The organism is Streptomyces sp. PTL18 (assembly GCF_059510295.1).
This window is the reverse complement of the sequence record NZ_JCAJZO010000022.1, coordinates 1-23,445: the sequence shown is the minus strand read 5'-3', so window position 1 is coordinate 23,445 and position 23,445 is coordinate 1. Positions and strand designations below refer to the sequence as shown.

The window sequence follows — 23,445 nt, the reverse complement described above, 5'->3', positions numbered from 1 at the left end:
GACGCCCGCAGGGCACCGCCGTCGTCGCCCTGCCGGCCGCGGACGCCCACCGGCCGGCCGGGGGACGTCGGCGACGCCTGTGTGGTGGACGACTCCATCCGCGTGTCCGCCCCCGAGAGCCACCGGGTTCACACCGGCAAACAGGAACTCGCGGACGGTCGCTCGGACGCGGTCGCCCGCGTGTTCGCGCGGCGCGGGCTGCTTCCGGCCGGATGGCGGACGCTGCTCGCCGCCCCGCCCGCCCGGCTGCTGCTCCGGGGCCCGTACGAGCGCGGCAGCGGCCGGGCGACGGTGTTCGGACTCACGGTGCTGCGGGAGACGGGGACGAGCCGGCCGGGCCCCGCGCTGCTGGTGCGGGCGGCTGCCGGCGGTGGCGGCACCGGTCGCGGTGCGGGCCGGGGTGCTGCGCTCCCCGGCCGACGGGCGTGGCCCGGCGGTTCCGGCCGGCTCCGGTTCGCGATCGTGAGCGTTCTGTCGCTCGGCCTGGCCCTGGCCTGGGCGGTGTTCGATCACGCGTCCGCCGGGATCCGGGTGCCGCTCGCGATGGTCTCGGCCGTGCTGCACCTGCTGGCGGCGGCGGGGTGGCTCGGCGGCCTCGCGGCCCTGGTGACCGTGGTGCAGCGGACGCCCGGGGAACCGACCACCCGGGCGGTCGCCCGCCTCTCCCGGCCGGCGTTCGCGGCGGTCGCCGTCCTGGGCGTCACCGGCGCCCGGCCGAGCCGGGCGGCCGAGGGGGCGGGGAGGGCGACGGCCGCCGCACAGCCCCTCGGTTCCGCCACGGTGATCCCCTTCGACGTGGGCAGCCCCGGCGGGCAGGGCAAGGCGCGGATCGAACTGGCGCCCGGCCTGGGGGGGCGAGAACGGGGTGCAGGTGCTGGTCTTCGGGCGCGACGGCGGCATCGCGACGGTCCCCGAATCGCGGCTCACCTTCCCCCGTTGAGAGCCGGGGCGTCGCCCCGCTCGACTCCGGGCTCGTCGACCGGGCGGCTACCGGGCCACCGGCACCCTCAACCTCCCGCTGCCGGGCGGTGGACGGCGAAGGCCACGGTCCGCACCGGCGACATCGACCAGGTCGCGGTCTCGAAGACGGTGCGCGGCGGCTGGCGGAGCCACCGGTTCCGCAGCCGCCGACCACCGGGTCCACTGCGGCCCGCAGATAGGTGTTGTCTGAAACTGTTTACTTTCTTTGCCGGAAGCTGCCCTTGACGCCGGCCGATGTAAGGGCTGTCGATCAAGGACGTGTCGGTCACGTTTCAAAAACGGCCCCCGGCGGCTCTTGACGTATGAGCGGACATTCGCGTCTTATGACGCCCACGATGTTTGGTCAAGTTGGATTCTGATCGTTTCTGACCCCCTCGATCGGAGCCGGCAAGACCCACTGCCCTCAGGAGCCGACATGCCTCACTCACCCTCCGGTCTCTCCCTCCCCGGCCCGAGCCGCCGCACCCTGCTGCGCGGGATAGGCGGCGCCGCAGCGCTGGGCGCGGCCGTGCCCCTCCTGGGCGCCTGCGCCGGCAGCGGTGGCTCGGGTGGTGACGCGAAGACCGTCACCCTGGGCTCCAACGCCTCGGACGCGGTGCCGAAGAAGGCGTTCGCCGACATCTACGCGGCCTTCCAGAAGAAGGACGGCATCACGGTCGCGGTGAACACCAAGGACCACAACACGTTCCAGGAGCAGATCAACTCCTACCTGCAGGGCACGCCGGACGACGTGTTCACCTGGTTCGCCGGCTACCGCATGCAGTTCTTCGCGGCCAAGGGGCTCGCCTCCCCGATCGACGACGTGTGGCAGAGCATCGGCGGGAACTTCCCCGACGCCATGAAGCAGCTCAGCAAGGGCGAGGACGGCAAGTACTACTTCGTGCCGCTGTACACCTACCCGTGGGCGATCTTCTACCGCAAGAGCGTCTTCCAGCAGCACGGCTACAAGGTCCCCACCACCTGGGACGAACTCGTCGCCCTGTGCAAGCAGATGAAGAGGGACGGCCTGGTCCCGATCGCCTTCGGCGACAAGGACGCCTGGCCGGCGATGGGCACCTTCGACCAGATCAACTTCCGCCTCAACGGCTACGACTTCCACAAGTCCCTGATGGCGGGCAAGGAGTCGTGGACCGACGCCAAGGTGAAGGCCGTCTTCGACCACTGGGCCGAGCTGCTGCCCTACCACCAGGACGGCGCCGTCGGCCGCACCTGGCAGGACGCAGCGCAGACGCTGGTGTCGAAGAAGGCGGGCATGTACCTGCTGGGCTCCTTCGTGGCGCAGCAGTTCACCAACAAGGCCGACGTCGAGGACCTCGACTTCTTCGCCTTCCCGGAGATCAACTCCGCCTACGGCCAGGACACCGTCGAGGCGCCCACCGACGGCTTCATGCTCAGCAAGAGCCCGAAGAACCACGCGGGCGCCGTGAAGCTGCTCGAGTACCTGGGCACGCCGGACGCCGAGGCCATCTACCTCAAGTCCGACCCGAGCGTGGTGGCCGCCTCCAGCAAGGCCGACACCTCCGCGTACACGGCGCTGCAGAAGAAGGCGTACACGATGATCTCGGGCGCCAAGAACCTGACGCAGTTCATGGACCGCGACAGCCGCCCGGACTTCACCTCCACGGTGATGCAGCCCGCACTGCAGAACTTCGTCCGTAACCCCAAGGGCGTGGACGGCATCCTGTCGTCCATCGAGCGCCAGAAGAAGACGATCTTCGCGTCCTCATGAGCATCGAAACCGGCATCCAGAACCCGGAGGCGACCGAAGTGCCGCCTCCGGGCGACGCGCACGCCCGGAAGGCCAAGCGCGCCACGCAGGGGCACCGCCGCCTGCTCACCCGCCGTGACCGCCTCACCCTGGGGCTCATGGCGGGCGTTCCCACGATCCTGCACGTCGCGCTCGTGTGGGTGACGGCCCTCGCCTCCATCGCGCTGGCCTTCACCACATGGGACGGCATCGGGTTCGACTCGATCAAGTGGGTCGGACTGCAGAACTTCAGGCAACTGTTCACCGACAACCCGCAGTTCTGGCCGGCGGTCGAGCACAACATCATCTGGTTCGTCGTGCTCATCCTGATCCCGACGCCGATGGGCCTGTTCCTGGCCGTGCAGCTGGACAAGAAGATCCGCTTCAGCCGCGTCTACCAGACCGCATTCTTCCTGCCGGTCGTGGTGTCGCTCGCGGTCACCGGGTTCGTCTGGCAACTCGTCTACAACCCCGACACCGGTCTGATCAACAGCCTCATCGGGGCCAACAAGCCCGGCCACTACATCGACTGGATCGGCAACCCCCATCTCAACCTGTGGGCCGTCCTGGTGGCCGCGTCCTGGCGGCACAGCGGCTACATGATGATCCTCTACCTGGCCGGTCTGAAGGGCGTCGACCCGTCCCTGCGGGAGGCCTCCGCGCTGGACGGCGCCAACGAGTGGCAGACGTTCAAGAACGTCATCTTCCCGACGCTGCGGCCCACCAACACCGTCGTCCTGGTCGTCACCATCATCGAGGCACTGCGCGCCTTCGACCTGGTGTTCGTCTTCAACAAGGGCGCTCAGGGCACCGAGCTGCTGTCGATCCTGATCACCAACAACATCATCGGAGAGTCCAGCCGGATCGGATACGGGTCGGCGATCGCCGTCGTCCTGCTGGTCATCTCGCTCGCGGTCATCATCCCGTACCTGATCGCGACCTTCCGGAAGGAGAGGCGCGCATGAGCACCCCCACCGTCGCGCTCGGCGCCAGGCAGCGCACCCCCCTCCGCCCGGCCAGGGTCCTGCTGCACGTGTTCCTCGTCGTCACCTCGCTGGCCTGGCTCGCACCACTGCTGTGGGCGGTCTTCGCGGCCCTGCGTCCGTACTCGGAGACCAGCACCAAGGGCTATGTCTCCTGGCCGGACAAGCTGAGCTTCGACAACTTCACCAACGCGTTCGAGCAGTCCGACATGATGCACTACTTCGGCAACACCCTGCTGATCGCGGTGCCCGCGGTCCTGCTGACGCTGGTGCTGTCGTCGATGGTCGCGTTCTACGTCAGCCGCTTCGACTTCCGGTTCAACATCGCGCTGCTGCTGGTGTTCACGGCGGGCAACCTGCTGCCGCAGCAGGTCATCATCACCCCGCTGTACCGCATGTACCTGCTGATCGACCTGCCGGGCATCACGGTCAGCGGCAAGCTGTACGACTCCGCGCTGGGCCTGGTGCTCATCCACGTGGCGTTCCAGTCCGGGTTCTGCGCGTTCGTGCTGAGCAACTACATGCGGATGCTGCCGCACGAGCTGACCGAGGCGGCCCTCGTCGACGGCGCGTCGGTGTGGCGGATGTACTGGCAGATCGTGCTGCCGCTGTGCAAGCCGGCGATGGCCGCCCTGGCGACGTTGCTGTCCATCTGGATCTACAACGACTTCTTCTGGGCCATCGTGCTGATCTCCACCGGCGCGAACATGCCGATCACCTCGGCCCTGAACAACCTGTCCGGGCAGTACTTCACCGACCCCAACCTGGTCGCCGCCGGCGCCCTGCTCACCGCGATCCCCACGCTGATCGTGTACTTCGTGCTCCAGCGCCAGTTCGTCAGCGGCCTGACCCTGGGCGCCAACAAGGGCTGACCGACCCTTTTTTCCGAGAAGAGAACCACTGTGCCCCACCCCTTCACGCCGCTCGCCTCCGTGCCCGTGGACGTCGCCCGCGCACGGGTCCACGAGGAGGGCTGGCAGTCCTGGAGCCCGACCGGCGCCTACGCCCTCGGTGAGAAGCCGCACCGCCCGGCGAACGACAACTGGGCGACCGTCTGCTACCGCCCCGGCCGCACCGTCCCCTCCGGCACCTTCCAGGGCGAGGGGCTGCTGGCGCTCGACCCGGGCGACGGCACGCCGGTCAGGCTCTGGGCGGCGGCGGACCCGTACCGCGCCGTGCCCTCCATCCGGCTTCAGGTGCACGGCGACCGGGCCGAGGTGAGCGCGGACGGACCGGTGGAGGAGCTGACCGGGCCGGACATCCAGTCCGTCCTCGCCCGGTGGGCCGACGGTCTCGGCGTGACGCCGCCACGGCCCGCGCCGACCGTGTGGTGCTCCTGGTACGAGTACTTCACCGAGGTCACCGAGGACGACATCCACGAGAACCTGCGGGCGATGGACACCCTGGACCTGCCCGTCGACGTGGTGCAGATCGACGACGGCTACCAGAGCGCCCTCGGTGACTGGCTCACCCTCTCCGGCCGCTTCCGCTCCCGCGCCGGCATCGCCGACACGATCCGGGCACGCGGACGCAGGGCCGGCATCTGGACCGCACCGTTCCTGGTGGCCCCCGACAGCGAGCCGGCCACGGCCCACCCCGACTGGCTGGTCCGGGACAGCGAGGGCGCGCCCGTGCACGCGGGCCGCAACTGGGGCCACGGCCTGTACATCCTGGACACCACCCACCCGGACGCGGCGGCCTACCTGACGCACGTCTTCGCCACCCTGCGCACCGAGGGCTACGACTACTTCAAGGTCGACTTCCTCTACGCGGGCGCCCTGGACGGCGTACGGCACTCCGGTGCCGACCCGCTGGCGGCGTACCGCGCGGGCATCGCCCTGATCCGGGACGCCATCGGCCCGGAGTCGTACCTGCTGGGCTGCGGCGCGCCGATCCTGCCGTCCATCGGCCTGTTCGACGCGATGCGGGTCAGCCCGGACACCGCCCCGCACCGCCTTCCGGAGGCGGACGACTTCAGCCAGCCCGGTCAGGCCGCCGCCGAGTTCACCGGCCGGGCACGCCAGTGGCAGCACGGCCGCCTCTGGATCAACGACCCCGACTGCCTGATGGCGCGCCCCGCGGTGGAGACCCGCGAACGCTGGGCCGCCCATGTCGAGGCCACCGGAGGCCTGATGGCCTCCAGCGACCGCCTGCTGTCCCTGGACGCGTGGGGCGTGGCCACGACCCGCCGTCTCCTCACGGGAGGTTCCCGGTGAAGCGCACCCTGTCCGTCCCCGGCATCGCCTACGGCGGCGACTACAACCCCGAGCAGTGGCCCGAGGAGGTCTGGGCCGAGGACATGCGCCTGATGCGCGAGGCCGGGGTCACCATGGCCAGCGTCGGCATCTTCTCCTGGGCCCTGCTGGAGCCCGTCGAGGGGGTGTACGACTTCTCGCGCATGGACCGGATCCTCGATCTGCTGCACGAGAACGGCATCGCCGCCGACCTCGCCACCCCCACCGCGGCCCCGCCCGCCTGGTTCTTCCGGGCCCACCCCGAGGCGCTGCCGGTCGACCGCGACGGCCGCACCCTGTCCTACGGCAGCCGCCAGACCTTCTGCCCGTCCAGCCCCGCCTACCGGGAGGCCGCCCTGCGCATCGCGGGCAAGCTGGCCGAGCGGTACGCCGACCACCCGGCCGTCGCGATGTGGCACGTCCACAACGAGTACGGCTGCCACAACGCCGAGTGCCACTGCGACACCAGCGCGGCGTCCTTCAGGGGCTGGCTGCGCGCCAAGTACGGCGACGACCTGACGGCGCTCAACCGGTCCTGGGGCACCACCTTCTGGAGCCAGTGGTACTACGACTGGGACGAGATCCTGCCCCCGCGCGCGACGGGCGCCGTCCCCAACCCGACCCACCAGCTGGACTGGCGCCGCTTCTGTTCCGACGAGCTGCTGTCGCTGTACACGGCCGAGCGGGACGTGCTGAGCGCGGCGGCCCCCTCGATCCCGGCCACCACCAACTTCATGGTGAACTTCAGCTTCGAGGCGCTGGACTACTGGCGCTGGGCCCCGGAGCTGGACGTCGTCTCGAACGACCACTACCTCCGCTCCACGGACCCGGAGTCGCAGATCGACATCGCTCTCAGCGGTGACCTGATGCGCTCGATGGCGGGCGGCCCCTGGTTCCTGATGGAACACTCCACCGGAGCCGTCAACTGGCAGCCCGTCAACCGCGCCAAGCACCCGGGCGAGCTGCGCCGCAACGCCCTCGCGCACGTCGCCCACGGCGCGGACGGCATCGCCTACTTCCAGTGGCGGGCCTCCAAGGCGGGCGCCGAGCAGTGGCACTCGGCGATGCTGCCGCACGCGGGGACGGACAGCCGGATCTGGCAGGACGTCGTCCGCCTGGGCACCGACCTCAAGGCCCTCGCGGAGGTGCGCGGCAGCACCGGCACCGCCGAGGTGGCGATCGTCTGGGACTGGAACGCCCGGTGGGCCCTGGAACTCCCCTCCCAGCCCAGCGCCGACGTCCGCTTCGCGGACCTGGTCCGGGCCTGGTACGAGCCGCTGTGGCGCGCGGGCGTCGCCGTCGACTTCGTCCGGCCCGACGCGGACCTGTCGCCCTACCGCCTGGTCCTGGCGCCCAGCCTGTATCTGGTCGACGACGCGGGCGCGGCGAACCTCACCGGGTTCGCGGAGCGCGGCGGAACCCTCGCCGTGGGCTTCCACAGCGGGGCGGTGGACGAGAACTGCCACGTCCGGCTGGGCGGTTACCCCGGGGCCTTCCGCACGGCGCTGGGCGTCAGGTCGGACGAGCTGTTCCCGCTGCTGCCGGGCGAGACGGTGCCGCTGAGCGGCGGCGGGACGGCGACCCTGTGGTCGGAGCGGCTGCGCCTGGCGGGCGCCGAGGCCGTGTCGTCGTACGAGGAGGGCCCGCTGAAGGGTGTGCCCGCGGTGACGCGCCACGCCCACGGCGAGGGCACCGCCTGGTACCTGGCCACCCGGCCCGACCCGGAGACCCTCGCCGCCCTGCTGGCCCGCATCCGCACCGAGGCGGGCGTGGAACCGGTGCGGACCGCCCCCGAAGGCGTGGAGGTGGTCCGGCGGCGGGGTCCGTCCGCGGACTACCTGTTCGTCATCGACCACGCGGGTCGCGGCGCGCGGGTCACCGTGGCCGAGGACGCGGTGGAGCTGCTGACGGGCAAGCCGGCGCCCGGCTCGGTGACGGTGGAGCCGGGCGAGGTGGCGGTCGTGCGGGAACCCCGGCGACCGTGACGCGGGAGTGACGGCGGCTGTGGTCGTGACGCGAGGGTGACGGTGGCCGTGGCCGTGACGCGAGGGTGACGGTGGCCGTGGCCGTGACGCGAGGGGGACGGCGGCCGTGTCCGTGACGCGAGGGTGACGGCGACCGTCAAGGGGCCCCGGCCGGGATCGGCCGGGGCCCCCGTTTTCACCGGGTTCACGGGGTCGCCGGTGCCTCGCTGGTATCACCGGGTCTCACTGGGCGCGGGCGACGAGGAGGGCGACGTCGTCGTGGTCGTCGGGGTGGCGCAGGCCGTGCAGCAGGAGGTCGCAGATCTCCTCCAGGGGCCGCTGGGGCTGGTCGAGGAGGCCGAGGAGCACGTTCAGGCGGTCGTCGATGGAGTGGTGGCGGGTTTCCACCAGACCGTCGGTGTACAGGACCAGCAGGTCGCCGGGGTTCAGGTCGGTGGTGGTGGTCTGGAAGGGGATGCCACCGACGCCGAGCGGGGCCCCGCTGGGCAGGTTCAGCAGGGTCGGGGCACGGCCGGCGGCGGCCAGTGCGGGCGGCAGGTGTCCCGCGTTGGCGATGTGGCACAGCCGCAGGTGGGGGTCGTACACCGCGTACAGGCAGGTGACGATGTAGTGCTCCAGATCGCAGGTGATCTTGTCGAGGTGCTGGAGCACCACCTCGGGGGCGAGGTCGAGATCCGCGTAGGCGCAGGTCGCGGTGCGCAGCCGGCCCATGGTGGCGGCCGCGTCGATGCCGTTGCCCATGACGTCGCCGACGACCAGGGCGGTCTTGTCACCGGTCAGCGGGATCACGTCGTACCAGTCGCCGCCGACCTCGCTGGTGGTCTGCGCGGGCTGGTAGCGGGTGGCGAGATCCAGGCCGGTGTGGTGCGGGGCGTGGTCGGGCAGCAGGCTGCGCTGCAGGGTGAGGGCGGTGTTGCGGACGCTCTGGTACCAGCGCGCGTTGTCCATGGCCACGGCGGCCCGCCCGGCGAGCTCGGTGGCCAGGACGACGTCGTCCTCGTCGAACGCCAGCGGGTTGCGGGTGCGTTTGAGGTCGAGGGCGCCGAGCACCTCGCCGCGCGCGATCAGCGGCACCGCGAGGTAGGAGTGGACCCCGGCGCGTGCCAGCAGCGTGGTGCCCTCGGGGTCCCGGGCGATGCGCTGCAGATCGTGCTCGCCCACATGGCGCACCAGGACCGGCCGGCCGGTGTGCACGCACAGGGTGACGAGCCGGTCGCCTTCGTAGGCGGCGAGGTCGCCGGGCGAGTCGGCGGCGCGCAGGGCCACGGTGGGATGGGCCGCCTTGAGGGCCAGGGCGCGGAACAGCTCCGGGCCGCTGTCCAGCTTGCCGGTGTGGCGGAAGGCGAGGGCGGAGTCGAGGACGTCCACCGCGGCCACGTCGGCCAGCTCCGGCGCGGCGACCTCGGCCAGCTCGCGGGCGGTCTGCTCCACCTCCAGGGTGTTGCCCACGCGGGCGGAGGCGTCGGCGATGAGGGCGAGGCGCCGCCGGGCCCGGTCCGCCTCGGTGGCCGCGCGGTGCCGCTCGGTGACGTCGATGACCGAGGCGGCGGCGCCGAGGACGCGTCCGCCGGGGTCCTCCAGGCGGTAGAAGGACAGGGACCAGGCGTGGTCGTGGTCGGGGTCGGCGGGGGTACGGCCCACGTGGTACTGGTCCACGAGCGGAGTGCCGGTGGCCAGCACCTGGTGCAGCGCGGACTCGATGGTGTCGACGTCGGCGAACGGTACGGTCTCCCGCAGATGCCGGCCGATGTGCTCCTCGGCGGGAATGCCGTCGAACCGCTCCAGGGCGGGGTTCACCAGGAGGTAGCGCAGGTCGGGGTCCATGAGGGCGAGGCCGATCGGGGACTGGTTGACCAGCCGCTCGCACAGCGCCAGGTCGGTCTCCAGACGCTGGAGGATGGTGTGGTCGGCGGCGATGCCCAGGGCGTACACCTCCCCTCGGACGTTCCACAGCCGCATGTTGCGGAACTCCATCAACCGGGTGTCGCCGTTCTTGTGCCGGATGGGGAAGGACCCGGCCCAGCTCCGGCCGGTCTCCATCACCTCGGCGAACAGGCCGAGCACGGTCTGGAAGTGCTCGGGATGGACCAGCAGCCGGGCCGCGTACTCCCCGAGCGCCTCCTCGGGGGTGTAGCCGAACAGTTCCTGGGCCTGCGGGCTCCAGAACACGATGCGCCCGCTTCGGTCCAGCACCACCGCGGCGACGCTGAGCACGTCCAGCAGACCGGTCCGCCGGGGGTGCGCCGGACCGGACTCGTCGCCGTCCACCGGGAAGGACTCGGCTGACATCGGGACCTCCCTCCGCCTGCCAAGCGCGGCATGGCGCCCTGTATGGCCATCGCTCCACGTCTGAATCAGGCTTCCGGTATCTCCATGCTGCCCCTGGGCGGGTGACCTGGACAGCCGGGGACGGAGCCGGCCCGGATCCGCGCCGGGCGGCTCCGGGGTGCGGACGTCGGCGGGCCTGCGCCCCGGAGCCGGGAGACCGGAGGCCGGGCGGGCGTCGGGCGCGGGCCGTGTGCCGCGTGCTGGGGTGTGGGGGCGGCGTGGCGGGGTGTCTGTCCTGTGCCGTGGGTGGGTGCTGGGTGGCGGTGGTGGGGGTCGGCGGTGTGTCGTGCGTCGCCCTGGTGGGCGGGTGTCACCGCCGAGGCCGGGCGTCGGGCGCCCGGCCGCTCGCCGTCGCCGAGCGGCCAGGGGTCCGACAGCGGGCGTCGGTCGTCGTGATCGGACATGCCCGAGAAGGTCGGCGCCCACCGCCAACAGCGGGGCGTCCGCCGAAGCCGGGCGTACGCGCACCCCGGCCGCCGGGCGACCGCACCCCACGCCCCGGGACGGCCACCGGGCGCCCCCGCCCCCTGTCGGTCGTCGCGAACGATTACGAGAGGGCGCCCCCGCCCCGGCTTGCGCGGCGCCGGGCCAGCCACAGTGTCGCGGCACCGGCGGCGGCCACCAGCAGCACGGTGCGCTTGTCGCGCGCCGCCCGGGCCCCCTGCGCCGCCTTCCGCCGCAACGGCTCGGGGGCCTTCTCCTCCCACGCCCGACCGGCCTGGGAAGCCTGTGCACGGGCCTCGCCGACCGCCCGGGTCGCCTTGTCCCTGACCGCGTCGGGCAGCTTGTCCTGCACCTGGTGCGCGACGCCGGCAGCCTTGGCCTTCAGCTCGGTGGCCTTGGCAGTGGCCTGCTCCTTCACCTCCGCCGCCTTCTCCTGGGCGCGGGCCTTGACGTCGGTCCTGGCCGCCAGCGCCTCCACCGTCCGCCCCAGCTCCTCGCGGCTGTGCTCGAGCTGTACGCGCACTTCCTCCGTGCTCGTGCCCATGCCTTTGCCCGTCTCCGTGGCGGTCCGTTCGCCGCCCGTCGGCTTGCTCATCGGTGCGCACTCTCCTTGATCTCGGCCAGATCGGCCTTGACGTTCTCGATCGTCTGCTCGGGCGCGGGCGGCGCGGCCCGGCCCACCTGCTTCTTCCCGGTCACGGCCAGGACCGCGGTGACCACACCCAGTGCCACGGTCACGATCAGGGCGGCGGCCCACACCGGCAGCGGCACCGCCAGCGCCGCGACGACCGTGGTCACCAGGGCCTGCAGGGTGAGCAGACCGGCCACTCCGGCACCGCCGAACAGTCCGCCGCCCCTGCCGTATCGCCTGCCCTTCTCCTTCATCTCCGCCTGCGCCAGCCTCAGTTCGCCGCGCACCAACTCCGTCAACTGCTGCGAAGCCCGCTGCACCAGCTCGCTCACCGGCTCCCGACCGGAGCGGTTCCCGCTGCGGTCGTGTCCGGCGTAGTGCGGCTGCGTGCTCGTCACGGAGATCACCACCCATCCGTCTCGCGTCCTGCGATCGGCCGGCGCCATGGCGCCCCGACCGTCCGGTTGCGTTCGCGGGTACCCCGATCGGGCCGTTCCAGGGCGCACAACTCGGCCACGCCGGTCGCCCCGGTCCGCGCCGTGCAACGGCGACTGTCCGACCCTGATCAAGGATTTACCATCACCTGATTGTTTCTGGTCGAACAAGGCGGATAACGTCCCCGCCAGCGGCCTCCCTCACTCACCGGACCCTGGGTCGGGGAAGGTTTCCAGGAGTGTTTCCGGTGTCACTGACGGGGGGTCAGCAACGTCCTCCGCGGCCGTCCGCGGCCGCCCCGAGGCATCTCTCCGGTCCCCGCGCGCACGTCACACGGCGTCGACCGGCCGCGGCGGCGCAGCCGCAGCCGTCGCCCGGACGTAGGCCGAGCCCTCCTCGAAACGACGGTCACGGTCGGACCATCCCGGACCGGTCGCTCTCCGAACGCTCCCCGACGGCACCCCACAGAAGGGCAACTCCTTGCGCTCAAGCGCCGAACACGCGACAGCGGAGCAGCCGCGCGGCAGACGCAGGCGCCGGGCGGGCTCCGCCGCGGCCGCGCTGCTCTCCGCCGCGGCACTCCTGGCGGGCGGACCGCTCACGGTGACCGCGTCGGCGGCCTCGGCCACCTCGGCGGCCCACGTGAAGCACCTGTGCGCCCACGCCTCCAAGCCGGGCCAGATGGCGTGCCTCGCCGAGGCCAGGACCGACATCGTCCAGCACATGACGCTCAGCCCGAACACCACACCGTCCGGCTACGGTCCCGTGGACCTGCAGAGCGCCTACAACCTGCCGTCCTCCACGGCCGGTTCGGGCCGGACCGTGGCGATCGTCGACGCCTACGACGACCCGACCGCCGAGTCGGACCTCGCCACCTACCGGTCCCAGTACGGCCTCCCCGCCTGCACCACCGCGAACGGCTGCTTCCGCAAGGTCGACCAGACCGGTGGTACCACCTACCCGAGCGCGGACTCCGGATGGGCCGGTGAGATCTCCCTCGACCTCGACATGGTCAGCGCCGTCTGCCCGCAGTGTCACATCCTGCTCGTCGAGGCGAACTCCGCCGGCATGTCCGACCTCGGAGCGGCCGAGAACAAGGCCGTCGCCCTCGGCGCGAAGTACGTCTCCAACTCCTTCGGCGGCACCGAGGACCCGAGCGAGACCACCGCGGACGTCCAGTACTTCGACCACCCCGGCGTCGCTGTCACCGTCAGCGCCGGTGACAGCGACTACGGCGCCGAGTACCCGGCCAGCTCCCCGTACGTCACCGCCGTCGGAGGCACCTCGCTCTCCCGCGCGAGCAACGCCCGCGGCTGGAGCGAGTCGGTGTGGTCCACCGACTCCGCCGAAGGCACCGGGTCCGGATGCTCCGCTGACGAGCCCAAGCCGTCCTGGCAGTCGGACACCGGCTGCTCCCGTCGCAGCGCCGCGGACGTCTCGGCGGTCGCCGACCCGGCCACCGGCGTCGCCGTCTACGACACCTACGGGGCCTCCGGCTGGGACGTCTACGGCGGCACCAGCGCATCGTCGCCCGTCATCGCGGCCACCTACGCCCTCGCGGGCACCCCGACCGCGAACAGCTACCCCTCCTCGTACCCCTACGGCCACACAGGAGCGCTGAACGACGTCACCGCGGGTTCCAACGGCACCTGCTCACCCACCTACCTGTGCACCGCGGGCGCCGGCTACGACGGCCCCACCGGCCTCGGCACCCCCGACGGAACCGCTGCCTTCGGGGGCGGGCCGAACAGCGTCAACGCGCTCCAGCCCGGACAGCAGCTGACCTCCGGGCACCGGCTGAGCAGCGCGAACGTCACGCTGTCCATGCAGAGCGACGGCAATCTGGTCGCCTACCTCAGGACGGGCGGATCGGGCAGCGGCCCGGCAATCTGGTCCAGCCACACCTCCGGCCACTCGGGCGCGTACGCCTCCATGCAGAGCGACGGCAACCTGGTCGTCTACAGGAGCGGCGGCGGCCCGAGCACCGGCGGTGCCCTGTGGTCCAGCCACACCTACGGCCACTCCGGCGCCTACCTGCTGCTGCAGGACGACGGCAACCTCGTGGTCTACGGTCCCGGCGGCGGCCCGAGCACCGGCGGCGCCCTGTGGGCGGACGGCACCAACGTGCGCTCGACGACGATCGGGTCCGGCCAGAAGCTGAAGGGCGGCTGGTGGACCCAGACCCGGTACACCCGCCTGGTGGTGCAGTCGGACGGCAATGTCGTGATGTACCGCAAGCACGACGGCAGGGCCATCTGGTCCTCCGGCACCTACGGTCACGCGGGCGCCTACATGTACATGCAGTCCGACGGCAACCTGGTCGTCTACAGGAGCGGCGGCGGCCCGAGCACCGGCGGTGCCCTGTGGTCCAGCCACACCTACGGCCACTCCGGCGCCTACGCCCTCCTGCAGAGCGACGGCAACTTCGTCGTCTACAGGAGCGGCGGCGGCCCCGGCACGGGCGGCGCCCTGTGGGCCAGCAACACCTACAGGTCGGTTCCCTGACTTCCCCCACCCTCACGCCACCGGATGCCCCGCCCGACCCGACGGGCGGGGCATCCGCGTCCGCCCGCCGGACGCGGGGCAGGTGCGGGCCCCGGAAACGCACTGCCGGGGAGGCTCACTGCCGACGGCGACAGCGCCTCGCGAGGAATTGCAAAATTTCGCAATTGGTTAGATGCTGTATTTACTGTTCTCGTAAGTAGCCGCGGGCACAGCTCTTCGCACCAGCCCCGGGCCGGGGCTCAACAGGGGAAGCCGAGGTCGCCGCGCCATGAGGAGGGCAGTGAGCTTGGGGTGGGGCCGGATCACGGCGTTGCTGCCCGGTCGCACCGATCTGGCGGAGATACGCCGCGATCCGCGCCGGGACCTGCTCGCCGGCCTGACTGTGGCGATCGTCGCGCTGCCCCTTGCGCTCGGCTTCGGCGTGTCCTCGGGTCTGGGCGCCGAGGCGGGCCTGGCGACCGCCGTGGTGGCGGGGGCGCTCGCCGCGGTGTTCGGCGGATCCGGTCTGCAGGTGTCCGGGCCGACCGGCGCCATGACCGTGGTCCTCGTTCCGATCGTGGGCGCGTACGGTCCGACGGGCGTCCTCACGGTCGGTGTGATGGCCGGCGTGATGCTGGTGGCGCTGGCCGTACTGAAGGCCGGCCGCTACGTGCGGTATGTTCCCGCGCCCGTGGTCGAGGGCTTCACTCTGGGCATCGCCTGCGTGATCGGGCTCCAGCAGATCCCGAACGCCCTCGGCGTGCCCAAGCCCCGGGGCGACCGGGTGCTGCCGGTGGCCTGGCGGGCGGTCGAGGAGTTCACCGCGTCCCCGCACTGGACCGCAGTCGGCATCGCTCTCGCGGTGGCCGCGGTCATGCTCGTCGGTGCCCGGTGGCGTCCGACGGCCCCGTTCTCCATCCTGGCCGTGATCGCCGCGACGGCCGTGGCGCAGCTCGCCCACCTCGGCGCGGCGAAGCCGATCGGCGCCCTGCCCTCCGGCCTGCCCGCGCCTTCGCTGTCCTTCCTGGAGCTCGGCTCCCTGGGCTCCCTGCTCGCCCCGGCGGTGGCGGTCGCCGCCCTCGCCGCGCTGGAATCCCTGCTGTCCGCGTCCGTCGCCGACGGCATGACGGTCGGCGAGCGGCACGACCCGGACCGCGAACTGTTCGGCCAGGGCCTCGCCAACATCGCCGCCCCGCTGTTCGGCGGCGTACCCGCGACCGGCGCGATCGCCCGCACCGCGGTCAACGTCCGCACCGGCGCGAGCTCCCGGCTGGCCGCGCTCACCCACGCGGCCGTCCTCGCCCTGATCCTGTTCGCTGCGGCACCCCTGGTGTCGAAGATCCCGCTCGCCGCGCTGGCGGGCGTCCTGCTGGCCACCGCGATCCGCATGGTCGAGGTCGGCTCGCTGCGGGCCATGGCCAAGGCCACCCGCTCGGACGCGCTGATCCTGGTACTGACCGCGGTCGCGACCCTGGCCCTCGACCTCGTCTACGCAGTCGTCCTCGGCCTGGCGACGGCGGGCGCCCTCGCCCTGCGTGCCGTCGCGAAGCAGGCCCGCTTCGACCAGGTGCCGCTCGAACGCGGCGACCACACCGCCGAGGAGCACGCCCTGCTTGCCGAGCACATCGTCGCCTACCGCATCGACGGACCCCTGTTCTTCGCCGCCGCCCACCGTTTCCTGCTGGAACTGACCGAGGTCGCCGACGTGTGGGTCGTCGTCCTTCGCATGTCCCGGGTGTCGACGATGGACGCCACCGGCGCCCTCGTCCTCAAGGACGCTGTGGAGAAGTTGCGGCGCCGTGGCATCAGCGTCCTCGCCTCCGGCATACGGCCCGGCCAGCGCCAGGTCCTCGACTCTGTCGGCGCGCTGGACCTGCTGCGCCACGAGGGCGGGGAGTACGCCACCACCCCCGACGCGATCCGTGCCGCTCGCGACCGTCTTCGGACGGCCGGAGCGCTGCCCCCGCTTCCCGCACGGAAGCCCCGGTCCTCCAGCGAGGAAGCCCTGCGATGAGTACCCCTGCCGTCCCCCTTCCACATGGTCGAGCTCTCCGGCGTGGCGGCCCTGTTCCTGCCGGAGGGCACCGGCCTGTGGCAGCCGGCGCGAAGCCCGTCACCGGCCGCCGGCTCACCCGTGCGGAGGCGTGAGCGATGTCCACGCGACTCGAGGCCCTGCCCCACCGGCACGTGCTCACGCTGCCCACCGAACCGTCCGCCGTCCGCCTCGCCCGCGAGACCGCCGAGCAGGCCCTGGTCGAGTGGGGGATCGGGTTGGACCATCCCACCGTCGGCCCGGCTCTGCTGATCCTGAGCGAGCTGGTCACCAACAGCGTCCGGCACGCCGCCGTCCTCTCGCCCACGATGACCGTGATCTACGCGGCCGGCACGGACTGCCTGGCCTTCGCCGTGCACGACCGCCACCCCTACCAGCCTCTGCTGTACGGGGCGGCCACCGGCGCCGGCCACGGAGGTCTGAGCACCGTCATGGAGCTCGTGCTCGCTCTGGACGGCACGGCGGTGGTCCGCGCGGATGCCGACGGCTTGGGCAAGGGCATCCGGGTCACCCTCCCCCTCTGACCCGACCCCGACGAGCCGCACGCAAGGAAGATCCCCGATGACCGTCGACCGGCGTCACAGCGTTGAGGAGAACGTCCGCGTCCTCTCCGTCGCCGGCCACCCGGGACCGGACGCGTCCGCCGCTCCCCGGGCGGGCCCGGGCGAGCTGCGCGGTCGGCCGGCCGAGGGCCGGACCGCGACCGCCGAAGCCGCTTCGCCGTCTCGCAGGGGCGGGCCGCGGCGCGGAGGTCGTCACTGCCGGATTCCGCGGCCCGCTTTCCCGGCGCGGATTCGGTCCGGCCGGGGCGGCAGGCGAGGATGGGCCGCATGTTCTTGACGAGTGGGTGGATGCGATGCGCCGAGCCGTGGCCGATAGTGCCGTGCCGCTGCACGGGGGAGGGGCCGGCCCGGTGAGCACGCCGCTGTACCAGCTGAAGGCCGAGTTCTTCAAGACCCTCGGCCACCCGGCCCGCATCCGCGTCCTGGAACTGCTGAGCGAACGCGAGCACGCGGTCGCGGAGATGCTGCCCGAGGTGGGCATCGAGCCCGCCCACCTCTCGCAGCAGCTGGCCGTGCTACGGCGGGCGAACCTGGTCAAGACCCGCAAGGAGGGCTCGACCGTGCACTACTCGCTGACCAGTCCGCACGTCGCCGAACTGCTGCGGGTGGCGCGGACCATCCTGTCCGGGGTGCTGGCCGGCCAGGCCGAGCTGCTCGCCGATCTGCAGGCCGCGCAGGGCGAGGGGAAGCCGCCGTCGTGACAGCGGCCCCTGAGCGGCGGCCGGTTCCCCCGTGTCACCGTGCACGCGATGTGCCCGGGGATCACCGGGCCTGGATGTGCTCCTGCACCCAGGTGGCCACCTGGGTACGGGAAGTGAAGCCGAGCTTGCGCAGGATGCGCTGGTCGCCGCACCACCGAAACCCCAGGTCACAGCCCCGGACCAAACGGGTTGGCACCCAAGCCCGGCGTTCAAGGTACCGGGCAGGGAGCGGATCGCGGCCGGTCCGGACCGGGAGGACAAGGGGTACGTCTTCGCCTCGCCAATCGGCGGGTCGCTGAGCCCGAACACCGACTTTCACGTCTGGAAGCGGCTTCTCCGGGATGCGGGCGTGCACAACGTCGCCTCCACGACGCTCGCCACACCGCCGCGGCCGTTTTCCTGATCCTCGGAGTCCCGGAGGTCGTGACCGAGGCGATCACGGGTTGGGAGACTGGAGGAGCGGCGCGGATGCGCACCCGGTGGAGGGCGGTGGACGGTGCTGGACGGGTATGAATGAGACCAGAACTGAGACCAGGGCGCCGGGTCATACCTTCTTGACGACGGCGGTGTCCGGGAGGAGCTTCTCCAGGTCGTGCACGTCCGAGGTGAAGACGGTGACCTGCCCCTTCTGCTGGCGTGCGATGACAGCGAGCACGGCATCGATGGCGTACTTGTGACCGTGTGGCTTGGCGTCGGCCGGGAGGGCGCCACGAACACGGGCGGCTACGAGGCGATCGACGGAACCTCGCCGGCCTGTGCACTGGTCGCCGGTGTCGTGGCCCTCATGTACGCGAAGAACCCGAAGCTGACTCCGGCGCAAGTGAACGACATCCTGAGCACCACCGCCCATCACCCAGCGGGTGGAAACAGCGCCTTGCTCGGCTACGGACCGATCAACGCGGCCGCGGCGGTCAAGGCCGCTGCCTCACCCCCCGAGGACGGCACAGCTCCGGTGGCGTACAAGGGCAAGCTGCACCTGGCGACTCCGGTCGGCACACCGAAGACCAAGGACGCGCCGCCGGCGCAGGGGCTGTGGACGACGGGTCTGGTCGCTGCCGGCGGGGGGTTCGTGTCCCTGCTCGGCGGTGTGCTCCTCGCAACGTGGGGCCGGCGCAAACACTCGGCCGACGCTCACGGCATGCCCCAGCCTCAGGGAACGTTCCCGGGTTGATTCCCATGGACGAAGAGCAAGGCTCCTGGCGGGCGGCAGTCCGTTCTTGGCCTTCGGCGAACGGGAGTTCTTGCCTTCTTGCCGCGGCCGACCGGGCTGGGACGGCCGCAGCTCAAGGAGGAGAACACCACTTGGTGCTTGTGTGCCAGACCTCGAACGTCATAGGCACGGGGGCAGCCGCACCGCGACTGCGCACCGGGCCGGCGTCCTGGTTTACTTGGGCGGTATGAGGAAGCGCGACACGGTCGGTGCGTGTGCGAAGTCGCACTGTCCCACGACACCGGCCGACGAGTACGACGGGGGAGAGGGCGCGTAGTGGCGCAGCCAGAATTGACGCCGCTCGCGCCGATCACGACGCTCCCCCGACCTGGCGTCATGGGCCGTGCTCTCGGAGGACTGTTCTTCGTTCTCGCTCTGGTGGTCTTCGGGATCGGCCTTTATAACGCGTCCCACGCGGCCGGCGTCGTCGGGACCCATGGCACTCTGACCGTGGAGCGCTGTTGGGTCAAACAAGGTAGCCGCAGCTCCAGCGACACCACGGTATGCGGGGGGACCTTCAGGTCCGACAACGGCAAGGTCGTTGACGATCAGGCGAGCATCCGGGCGAAGGTGCAACCGGGGAGCAAGGTTTCCGTGCAGCAGGCCGGGGACTGGTACGTGAAGGTCGGCTTCGGCGAGACGACCCGGTGGATCGCCGTGTTCTTCCTCGGCTGGCTCGTGGCGGCGTTCGGCATGGCGTTCGCCGCCACAGGCATGTTCCCCCGCAGCGGAATGCAAGTCGCCGTGATCACCCGGGCGGTATCAGGAACCAGGGTCGGCCTGGTGCGCAAGTGGTTCGTTCGCGGAGGCCTCGCCGGTGCTGGCGTCTGTCTCCTCCTGACGCTGCTGGCCGGGCTCCTGAGCTGAGAGCGACTACACCGCGGGATTGTCGTAGCTCTTCCCTGGCTCGGGAAAGCTTTTCAGGGCGACGCTGAGCCTGCCGACCACCAATCCACTGGCGGTCGTGGCCACATCCACGGCTTGCTGGACAGCGCTGTAGGCTTCGGTGATACGTCCCCACGTCTTGATCATCTCGGCGATCTCCAGAGCAGCAGCCGCGTAGCCCACGACAGCGCCCACACCTGTCTCGGCCAGCAGCGTGCCCGCCGCGAGCTCGGCCTCGGCGATGATTGCCTCATCCGCCAGTTGTTCGAGCAGGCCCTTGATGAGGTCCGCGCCCCTGGCCACGGCGAGGCCGACATCGTTGTAAGCGTTCTGAATCTCCTTCAGGTCACCATCCAAGGAGTCGATCTTCTTCGCCAGCTCACTGAAGTAGACGTAGGCGGCGTCGGCCGCGTTGCCGTTCCACGTCGCGTCCAGCTCTTTGCTGCCGGAATTCAGGTTCGCTGCCACGTCCTTGGCGAGCTTGCCTGTGTTCGCCCACATCTCACCGCATTTGACGTACGACTCCCAGTCGCCGGTGAACCAGGCGATGGCTTCTTCCAAGGGGTTGAAACCGAAGACGAACTGAATCGTCGAGAGTGCCCATTCGCTGGGGCTGAGGAAATCGCTCACCGTGCTGACGGTGTCGCCGACAATACCCTTGGAGAACTCTTCGGGCTTGCCGGGTGCTTTGAGGTTGTCGACCGGTTCGACAACGTCTGTGAAACTCATCTGAGCGATGTCTCCAGGTACGTCAGCGCTTGCTCGGCGGGTAAGTGGCGTCGAGCTTCGACGCCTGGTCCTGATCGGTTGTGCGGTAGTAGTCCGCGGACTTCGACAGCTCCTTTGCGCTGGCGGTCAGGATGCCGTGAAGTCGCGTGACCACGTCGTCGACCCCGTCCATGGCCTGCGCATGCATGCCGGTCGCCCACAGGAACAGCCCCTGCCCGGTCACGGCCCCCATATCGCCGTACTTCTTGAGGTACTCCTGCGCCTGACGTACGTCTTCGGCTGCACGCTCCACCTGGCGGCTGTACCCGTCAAGGTCATCCGGCTTGACCGCGAACGTCATTCCTCACCCCGTCGACATGCTTGCGTTCCATAGCCGCCAGCTACTCTAACGCTGTGCAGGAAGCCCCATGTGAGGAGCTGTGCTCATGGATGGACGCGAGGTCGGTGACGAGGAATTCCTCGACATCGCCAAGGACCCGGCTCGAGCGCGGGCGTTGCGCAGGTCGCTGCAGAAGCTCGCCGGTAGCGGAGACGAAACCGTGCGGGAGATGGCCCGCGAAGTGCTGGCCGGCAGGGTCGGGTTGCGCCAAGCGATGCGGACGGGCACCTACCGGGAGGCGCTGCACGAGAGGGCCGCGCTGGGAATGCGTGCGTACGAGCAGATGAGCGCTGAAGAGCGCCGAGCTGCAGAAGCCGAGGGCCAGCGGCAATTGGACGAGTACCAGAAGGAGATCGACCGGGAACAAGCTGAGCGGCAGAGCGAGCGGGGAACGGGTAAGAAGGGGGCGGCAGCGCGACATCATGGCCGTGGCTGGCAGTTGTGAAGCGTTCTCGGAGGCAGATGCCGGACCTCACCCTTCACGCGGCGAGGCCGGCTGGAAGCGGTCGGCAGCCCAGGCGCCGAGGTTCCCCACAAGCCGATGGGCTGATCGAGCCCCGGCCGGCGTGTACCTCGTACCGCCGCACACCGTCGTACTTCCCGTCCTTGTGCGCGCGCACCACCGGAGCGCGGACCTGACGTGACGTTCGTGGGGCTGGTGACGGCCAAGGACGCCGCCGGCCCGGACCGCGCCCTTGTCGGCCGCGTGGACAGCGACGCGCACCCCAACCCCTTCAAGGACCAGGTTCGGGTGGAACAGACCAGGCGCACCGCACCGCCCGGACCGCGCTCGGGGAAGCGGTACGGCGCGGCTACGCGGCGAAGAACGCTGCTGCGCTGGCGAAGCCTCCCCGGATGGAAGAGGACGAATCGGAGTGAGAGCCCTACTCCGTGGAAGAGGTTCAGTGCCTGCTGCTCAAAGCCAACAAGCGCCGGACCAGCGCACGTTGGATGCTGGCACTGGGGCTCGGGCTACGGCAGAGTGAGACGCTCGGGTTGCGCTGGTCTGACGTCGACCTCGCCAACGAGTACCTGAAGCTGCACCGGACCGTCTGCGTCCCAGTACAAGCACGGGTGCCCGGAAGCCTCACCACGCGGCCGTGCGAAGGCGGGTTACTGCCCGGACAAGATGCAGGTCCGGCGCGAGACCAACACCAAGTCCCGCGCCGGCCGCCGCGCCGCGCCCCTGCCCGGCCCGCTGGTCGCCATGCTCCGGGCCCACGCCGAGACGCAAGAGCGCGGGCGCAAGGCGGCTGGCGACCTGTGGGCCGAGTCGGACTACGTGTTCACCAAGCCGCTGGGCGGCCCGCTGAGCCCGAACACGGACTATCACGGCTGGAAGCGGCTGCTGGAAGACGCGGGAGTCCGGAAAGCCCGGTTGCACGACGCCCGGCACACGGCCGCCACCGTGCTCATGCTGCTCGGAGTCCCGGACCGCGTCATCGATCAGATCACGGGATGGGAGCCGGGCACCTCCGCGAGCATGCGCGCGAGGTACCCGCATGTGCCGGACGCCATGCTCAAGGACGTGGCCAAGAAGATCGCCGATGCCATCTGGGGACCCCTGGAAACGCCCCCTGTGGACAGAAACCAGGACAACGACGACTGAGTGAACAACGAAGCGGCCCCACTGTGATCAGCGGGGCCGCTTCGTTTCGCCTGTTCAGGCGGCTGCGGAGGATACGAGATTCGAACTCGTGAGGGGTTGCCCCCAACACGCTTTCCAACTGTGGTGGTGGCCGCGGGCGCCTTGGGCGGGGCTGTTCACCTGCGTTCATGGGCGGCCGGTCGGTCTGGGCGGCTACCGCCCCTGGTCTCGTCTGAACGGCCGTGACCGGCGCTGAATGAGACGGAAACTGAGACGGAAGAGGGCCGAACCTCGCTCCTGACACGGTGGCTGTCCCGCGTGTCATCATCTGCACGTGCTCAAGATCCCCGGATACGAAGGCGGCCCCTTGGTGCGGGGCGACGCCTACCTGGACGACCCGTTGTTCTGGCCTGTGCACCTGGGCTCCTGCCTGCGTGGGGAGGACGCACAACGAGCCGCGTTCGGCGCCGACTGGGATGCGGCCATGGAGCTGTATCGCACACTGTCCGCCGAGCATGAGTGGCCGGTGTTCAGTGTGCCGCTGCGCTCCGGTCACACCATCTACATCGTCTACCGCAACGTCGTGGACGGATGGGGCGTGGACTATCTGATCCATCAGCCGGCTTGGTCCGAAGCGGAAACCCTCGCTGTGGTCGACGGTCACTTCATGGGGCCCGGCATGGCCTGGCCGGAACTGCTGTCCGCTGCCCGGCAGTCGGCAACAGAAGGCATTGGTGATGCTGACGCCCGTCTCTTGCTGCTCTTCCCCACACTCGGCGACGTGCTACTTCCCGACGATGCAGCCGTGGCTCTCACCACGTCGCTCGCGGCTCTCACCCTGATGGAAGAGCCCGCTGAGGTGGCAAGGATGCTCCTTGAGAACCAGGGCCAATGGGCTCCCGCTCGGTGGAGGTCGGCGGGCGGCGTCTGGATCAACGACGGTGGGCACTCCTATCGAAACCCAAGCAACGCATTCGCTCTGCCCGAGGGGCGCCTTCTGGAGATCAGTAGCGCACTGCAGGGTGGGAGCTGAGCTCCACTTTATTGATCCGAAACGGTAGGTGTTCCGGGTCGTTGATCCCTGT

The 23,445-nt window shown here is 70.7% G+C and carries 19 protein-coding genes and 2 pseudogenes; 16 read left to right on the top strand and 5 right to left on the bottom strand.

Going from position 1 to position 23,445, the window contains the following annotated elements; genetic code table 11:
* Positions 1–84 precede the first annotated feature (84 nt).
* The 6 genes from AC5WS8_RS30390 (at position 85) to AC5WS8_RS30365 (ending at position 7,930) form a co-directional block, all read left to right on the top strand.
* Complete coding sequence (locus tag AC5WS8_RS30390) at positions 85–1,206, top strand: hypothetical protein (protein WP_496106707.1); 1,122 nt, start codon at positions 85–87, stop codon at positions 1,204–1,206.
* 190 nt (positions 1,207–1,396) lie between these two features.
* A complete protein-coding gene (locus tag AC5WS8_RS30385; RefSeq protein ID WP_496106706.1) occupies positions 1,397–2,710 on the top strand; it encodes an ABC transporter substrate-binding protein in 1,314 nt (437 codons plus the stop codon).
* Positions 2,707–3,693 (top strand): carbohydrate ABC transporter permease, encoded by a 987-nt coding sequence (locus AC5WS8_RS30380; RefSeq protein ID WP_496106705.1) that lies wholly within the window; start codon positions 2,707–2,709, stop codon positions 3,691–3,693. The genes AC5WS8_RS30385 and AC5WS8_RS30380 overlap by 4 nt, the downstream gene beginning before the upstream one ends.
* Positions 3,690–4,583: a carbohydrate ABC transporter permease gene (locus AC5WS8_RS30375; protein ID WP_496106704.1), complete on the top strand. Its 894-nt coding sequence runs from the start codon at positions 3,690–3,692 to the stop codon at positions 4,581–4,583. The genes AC5WS8_RS30380 and AC5WS8_RS30375 overlap by 4 nt, the downstream gene beginning before the upstream one ends.
* A 30-nt stretch (positions 4,584–4,613) precedes the next feature.
* Positions 4,614–5,927 (top strand): glycoside hydrolase family 36 protein, encoded by a 1,314-nt coding sequence (locus AC5WS8_RS30370; protein WP_496106703.1) that lies wholly within the window; start codon positions 4,614–4,616, stop codon positions 5,925–5,927.
* Positions 5,924–7,930 carry a beta-galactosidase gene (locus AC5WS8_RS30365; protein WP_496106702.1) on the top strand — a complete coding sequence of 669 codons (2,007 nt, stop codon included), beginning with the start codon at positions 5,924–5,926 and terminating at the stop codon, positions 7,928–7,930. Before AC5WS8_RS30370 ends, AC5WS8_RS30365 begins: the two co-directional genes overlap by 4 nt.
* A 222-nt stretch (positions 7,931–8,152) precedes the next feature.
* Here AC5WS8_RS30365 and AC5WS8_RS30360 read toward each other — a convergent pair whose 3' ends face one another.
* The 3 genes from AC5WS8_RS30360 to AC5WS8_RS30350 form a co-directional block, all read right to left on the bottom strand.
* Entirely contained in the window at positions 8,153–10,219 is a 2,067-nt protein-coding gene (locus AC5WS8_RS30360; protein WP_496106701.1) for a SpoIIE family protein phosphatase, read from the bottom strand.
* A gap of 586 nt (positions 10,220–10,805) precedes the next feature.
* On the bottom strand, positions 10,806–11,297 hold the full coding sequence (locus AC5WS8_RS30355) for a DUF3618 domain-containing protein (protein ID WP_496106700.1): 492 nt from the start codon (positions 11,295–11,297) through the stop codon (positions 10,806–10,808).
* Complete coding sequence (locus AC5WS8_RS30350; RefSeq protein WP_496106801.1) at positions 11,294–11,665, bottom strand: phage holin family protein; 372 nt, start codon at positions 11,663–11,665, stop codon at positions 11,294–11,296. Before AC5WS8_RS30350 ends, AC5WS8_RS30355 begins: the two co-directional genes overlap by 4 nt.
* 664 nt (positions 11,666–12,329) lie before the next feature.
* Here AC5WS8_RS30350 and AC5WS8_RS30345 point away from each other — a divergent pair.
* The 7 genes and pseudogenes from AC5WS8_RS30345 to AC5WS8_RS30315 all read left to right on the top strand — a co-directional run bounded on the left by AC5WS8_RS30345 (position 12,330) and on the right by AC5WS8_RS30315 (position 19,646).
* A complete protein-coding gene (locus AC5WS8_RS30345) occupies positions 12,330–14,273 on the top strand; it encodes a hypothetical protein (RefSeq protein ID WP_496106800.1) in 1,944 nt (647 codons plus the stop codon).
* A gap of 280 nt (positions 14,274–14,553) precedes the next feature.
* Positions 14,554–16,266, top strand: coding sequence for a SulP family inorganic anion transporter (locus AC5WS8_RS30340; protein WP_496106699.1), 1,713 nt, complete (start codon positions 14,554–14,556; stop codon positions 16,264–16,266).
* A 137-nt stretch (positions 16,267–16,403) separates the two neighbouring features.
* A complete protein-coding gene (locus AC5WS8_RS30335; RefSeq protein ID WP_496106698.1) occupies positions 16,404–16,829 on the top strand; it encodes an ATP-binding protein in 426 nt (141 codons plus the stop codon).
* A 389-nt stretch (positions 16,830–17,218) separates the two neighbouring features.
* On the top strand, positions 17,219–17,569 hold the full coding sequence (locus tag AC5WS8_RS30330) for an ArsR/SmtB family transcription factor (RefSeq protein WP_496106697.1): 351 nt from the start codon (positions 17,219–17,221) through the stop codon (positions 17,567–17,569).
* 223 nt (positions 17,570–17,792) lie between these two features.
* Positions 17,793–18,055: pseudogene (locus tag AC5WS8_RS30325) on the top strand (site-specific integrase); the annotation flags it as partial.
* A gap of 187 nt (positions 18,056–18,242) precedes the next feature.
* Complete coding sequence (locus tag AC5WS8_RS30320; RefSeq protein ID WP_496106696.1) at positions 18,243–18,740, top strand: S8 family serine peptidase; 498 nt, start codon at positions 18,243–18,245, stop codon at positions 18,738–18,740.
* Between the two features lie 315 nt (positions 18,741–19,055).
* A complete protein-coding gene (locus AC5WS8_RS30315) occupies positions 19,056–19,646 on the top strand; it encodes a hypothetical protein (RefSeq protein WP_496106695.1) in 591 nt (196 codons plus the stop codon).
* 6 nt (positions 19,647–19,652) lie between these two features.
* Here AC5WS8_RS30315 and AC5WS8_RS30310 read toward each other — a convergent pair whose 3' ends face one another.
* Together AC5WS8_RS30310 and AC5WS8_RS30305 are read right to left on the bottom strand one after the other, a co-directional pair.
* On the bottom strand, positions 19,653–20,393 hold the full coding sequence (locus tag AC5WS8_RS30310) for a hypothetical protein (protein WP_496106694.1): 741 nt from the start codon (positions 20,391–20,393) through the stop codon (positions 19,653–19,655).
* A 22-nt stretch (positions 20,394–20,415) separates the two neighbouring features.
* Positions 20,416–20,733 (bottom strand): WXG100 family type VII secretion target, encoded by a 318-nt coding sequence (locus AC5WS8_RS30305; RefSeq protein ID WP_496106693.1) that lies wholly within the window; start codon positions 20,731–20,733, stop codon positions 20,416–20,418.
* Positions 20,734–20,818: 85 nt separating this feature from the next.
* On the opposite strand from AC5WS8_RS30305, the gene AC5WS8_RS30300 reads away from it, so the two are divergent.
* The 3 genes and pseudogenes from AC5WS8_RS30300 (at position 20,819) to AC5WS8_RS30290 (ending at position 23,393) form a co-directional block, all read left to right on the top strand.
* Entirely contained in the window at positions 20,819–21,217 is a 399-nt protein-coding gene (locus AC5WS8_RS30300; protein WP_496106692.1) for a hypothetical protein, read from the top strand.
* A 311-nt stretch (positions 21,218–21,528) separates the two neighbouring features.
* Positions 21,529–22,381 (top strand): annotated as a pseudogene (locus tag AC5WS8_RS30295) (tyrosine-type recombinase/integrase); the annotation flags it as partial.
* Between the two features lie 313 nt (positions 22,382–22,694).
* Positions 22,695–23,393: a hypothetical protein gene (locus tag AC5WS8_RS30290; RefSeq protein WP_496106691.1), complete on the top strand. Its 699-nt coding sequence runs from the start codon at positions 22,695–22,697 to the stop codon at positions 23,391–23,393.
* Positions 23,394–23,445: the final 52 nt, after the last annotated feature.

What these genes read in the sequence shown, in the direction of transcription:
- AC5WS8_RS30380 (WP_496106705.1), top strand. Translation starts at nt 2,707, where the DNA reads ATGAGCATCGAAACCGGCATCCAGAACCCGGAGGCGACCGAAGTGCCG.
- AC5WS8_RS30360 (WP_496106701.1), bottom strand. Translation starts at nt 10,219, where the DNA reads ATGTCAGCCGAGTCCTTCCCGGTGGACGGCGACGAGTCCGGTCCGGCG.
- AC5WS8_RS30375 (WP_496106704.1), top strand. Translation starts at nt 3,690, where the DNA reads ATGAGCACCCCCACCGTCGCGCTCGGCGCCAGGCAGCGCACCCCCCTC.
- AC5WS8_RS30310 (WP_496106694.1), bottom strand. Translation starts at nt 20,393, where the DNA reads ATGAGTTTCACAGACGTTGTCGAACCGGTCGACAACCTCAAAGCACCC.
- AC5WS8_RS30385 (WP_496106706.1), top strand. Translation starts at nt 1,397, where the DNA reads ATGCCTCACTCACCCTCCGGTCTCTCCCTCCCCGGCCCGAGCCGCCGC.
- AC5WS8_RS30305 (WP_496106693.1), bottom strand. Translation starts at nt 20,733, where the DNA reads ATGACGTTCGCGGTCAAGCCGGATGACCTTGACGGGTACAGCCGCCAG.
- AC5WS8_RS30355 (WP_496106700.1), bottom strand. Translation starts at nt 11,297, where the DNA reads ATGAGCAAGCCGACGGGCGGCGAACGGACCGCCACGGAGACGGGCAAA.
- AC5WS8_RS30335 (WP_496106698.1), top strand. Translation starts at nt 16,404, where the DNA reads ATGTCCACGCGACTCGAGGCCCTGCCCCACCGGCACGTGCTCACGCTG.
- AC5WS8_RS30300 (WP_496106692.1), top strand. Translation starts at nt 20,819, where the DNA reads ATGGATGGACGCGAGGTCGGTGACGAGGAATTCCTCGACATCGCCAAG.